The 2,941-nt window shown below is 71.7% G+C and carries 2 protein-coding genes and 1 pseudogene; 2 read left to right on the top strand and 1 reads right to left on the bottom strand.

Translation table 11 applies throughout. From position 1 onward, the window contains the following. The first annotated feature begins 92 nt into the window (after positions 1 to 92). Entirely contained in the window at positions 93 to 215 is a 123-nt protein-coding gene (locus tag AC08ON_RS06910; protein ID WP_476606848.1) for a hypothetical protein, read from the top strand. Here AC08ON_RS06910 and AC08ON_RS06905 read toward each other — a convergent pair. Then, positions 208 to 1,974 carry a GAF domain-containing sensor histidine kinase gene (locus AC08ON_RS06905; RefSeq protein ID WP_011435999.1) on the bottom strand — a complete coding sequence of 589 codons (1,767 nt, stop codon included), beginning with the start codon at positions 1,972 to 1,974 and terminating at the stop codon, positions 208 to 210. The two genes, AC08ON_RS06910 and AC08ON_RS06905, sit on opposite strands and share 8 nt — an antisense overlap. A 102-nt stretch (positions 1,975 to 2,076) precedes the next feature. On the opposite strand from AC08ON_RS06905, the pseudogene AC08ON_RS06900 reads away from it, so the two are divergent. Further along, positions 2,077 to 2,941: pseudogene (locus AC08ON_RS06900) on the top strand (4-hydroxybutyrate CoA-transferase); the annotation flags it as partial.

Below are 2,941 nucleotides of genomic sequence, written 5' to 3'. Positions count from 1 at the left end.
AACGGGAAGGCGCGGGGCGCCGCGCCGGTTGGTCCAGGAGAAACCGGCCCCCGGGAGGGACTGGTCCGAACGCGAGGACGGGAGGCGAGTGGATGACGACCGAGGCACGAGGGCGGATTCGACTCGAACAGGGCCGCAAGCGGGTGCGGACGTATCTGGGCGGCCAGCTGGTCGCGGATCCGTCGGCCGGCGGGATCCGCGGACGGGTCAGCTAGTCGGCACCGACCAGCGCAGCTGGGTGCCGCCGTCGGGGCCCGGGCCGAGTTCGAAGGTCCCGCCGAGATCCCGCGCCCGGGCCCGCATGTTCGCCAGCCCGCTGCGGCGGGTGGTAGGGCCGATGCCGACCCCGTCGTCCACCACGTCGACGGTGACGGCGCCGCTCGCGGCGGTCACGGTCACCTCGACACTGCTCGCCTTGGCATGCCGGGCGGCGTTGGACAGCGCCTCGCGCACGACCGCGATCAGATGGTCGCCGACGGTAGAGCCGATCATCGTGTCCACCGGTCCGTCCAGCCGGACCCGCGGGGTGAAGCCGAACGCGCCGGTCATGTCGTCGATGACGCCCAGGATCTGCGCCCGCAGGCCGCTGCCCGTCGCCGGTGCCGCCCGGCCCCGCAGCTCGAAGATGGTGTGGCGGATCTCCCGTACCGTCTCGTCGAGATCCTCCACGTAGGTGTTCATCCGTTCCGCCCGGGTGGGCCGCTCCTCGCTGGCCGCGAGGCCCTGCAGGCCCATCGCCACCGCGAACAGGCGTTGCATCACGTGGTCGTGCAGGTCGCGGGCGATCCGGTCGCGGTCCTCCAGCAGGGACAGCCGGCCGCGTGCGGCCCGGGAGCGGGCGAGTTCCAGCGCGAGCGCGACGTGCGCGGCGAACGCGGCCGCCAACTCCAGGTCCGCGTCTGTGAACAGGTCACCGCCCCGGCGCCGGGCGAGGATCAGCGCCCCGGACGTGACATGTGACGTGATCAGCGGAACGATCATCGTTGGCCCGATGTCGAGGTCGTGGACCTCGGATTCGGCCAGTTCGCGGACGTCGGCGACGACCAGCGGCGCATGGTCGCATACCGCGCGGCCGGCCAGCGAGCTCTCTATCGGTACCCGTCGGCCCCGCAGCAGGTCCGCGTCCTGCCCGGCGGCGACGTCGAAGGACAGCTCGGTCGCCGTCTCCGACCCGAGGGCCAGCGCTGTCGTGTCCGCGCGGGCGACGTCGCGGGCCCGCTGGACGATCAGCTCCAGCGGGTCGTCGCCGTCGGCGAGCAGATGCCGGGTGATGTCGGCGGATGCCTGCGACCACTGCTGGCGATGCTGGGCCTCCCCGAACAGCCGGGCGTTGTCGATCGCCACACCGGCGTTCGCGGCCAGCGCGAGCGCCAGCTCCTCGTCCTCCGCGGTGAACACCCGACCGCCGCGTTTCTCGGTGAGGTAAAGATTGCCGAAGACCTCGTTGCGGACCCGGATCGGCACCCCGAGGAAGGCCCGCATCGGTGGATGGCCCGGGGGGAAACCGACCGCCTGGAGGTGGTCGGCGATGTCGTCGAGGCGCACCGGCCGCGGTTCCGCGATGAGCAGGCCCAGCACGCCGTCTCCCCGGGGCAGCCGCCCTATCGTCTCGACGAGTCCCGGGTCCATCCCGACGTGCACGAACTGTTCGAGCCGGCCGTCGCGGGAGATTACCCCGAGCGCGCCGTAGCGGGCGTCGACCAGTTCGCACGCGGACTCGACGATGCGCCGTAGCACCACGTCGAGACTGAGGTCGGCGGTGACCATCCGGTTGGCCCGCAGCAGGCCGTGCAGCCGGCTTTGAGTGGCCAGAACGTCCTGGGCCCGGTCCACCAGCTGGGCGAGAAGCTCGTCGAGCTCGAGCCGAGCGACCGCAGGAAAGATCAGCTCTCCCGGCGGTCCCGGAGACGGCGCGGTGCCGGCCAGATCGGAGGTCCCTTCGTCCGCGGAGGCGAGGTCCCGTTCGGACTCCATGTTCTCAAGACGATAACCGACCGGGCCTGGGCCGGATTGATCCGCGGGATGAGGCGATGACCATTCTTCGCTGGCCGCGCACCGGTACGCCACCATGCGGGTATGGATATTGTCAGCGAGGCGGAGTTCGGTCGCCGCATCGAGACCCATCTCGCCGCGGGCTCCGGTGTGGGCGGTGGAGCCGGTCCTCGTGGAGCCGGTCCTGGCCGATGGCGGTCGGCCACGCCGCGGGTCGTGGCGGCGGGGAACTTCGCCACCCCGCTCGTCGCGTTGCGTGTGATCGACGCGGTGGTGAGTGAATACCGCCTCTTTATGATCAACGCTCAGGGTGGCGTGCCGGAACGCGGCGGCGTGACGCCGGAGACCGCGTTCGTCGGCCCGGCGATGCGCAACGTGCCCGGCCTCGACTACCTGCCCAACCGGCTCAGCCTCGTGCCCCGCCTGCTCGCGACCACTCACCGGCCCGACGTCGTCGTGTTGCACACCAGCGTGCCCGACGGGGGGAAGGTCTCGCTTGGCACCGAAGTCAACATCCTGCCGGCCGCGGTCGAGGCGGCCCGCGCGCACGGGGGACTGGTGGTCGCCCAGCTCAACCCGGCGATGCCCTACACCTTCGGCGACGGTGAACTGAGCATCGATGATGTCGACCTCGCCGTGGAGGTGGAGCAGCCGCTCGCCAGCCCCGCGGTCACGCCCGTCGACGACGTCCGCGGGCAGATCGGCGAGCGGGTCGCCGCGCTCGTCGAGGACGGGGCGACCCTGCAGCTCGGCATCGGCGGTGTCCCGAACGCCACGCTGTCGGCCCTCGTCGACCGGCGGGATCTGCGCGTGTGGACCGAGACCTTCTCCGATGGCATGCTCGCGCTCGAAGCCTCCGGCGCGCTGGCCGCCGGGACACCGCTGCGGACCTCGTTCCTGTTCGGGTCGGCCGATCTCTACTCGTGGGCGCACCGCAATCCGCGGCTGC

Source organism: Frankia sp. CoWAU3, from assembly GCF_977971855.1.
The sequence above is the reverse complement of the archived record's forward strand: the minus strand, read 5'-3'. Positions and strand labels throughout refer to the sequence as shown.

Coding starts and splice junctions, on each gene's coding strand:
- AC08ON_RS06910 (WP_476606848.1), top strand. CDS start 93: ATGACGACCGAGGCACGAGGGCGGATTCGACTCGAACAGGGCCGCAAG.
- AC08ON_RS06905 (WP_011435999.1), bottom strand. CDS start 1,974: ATGGAGTCCGAACGGGACCTCGCCTCCGCGGACGAAGGGACCTCCGAT.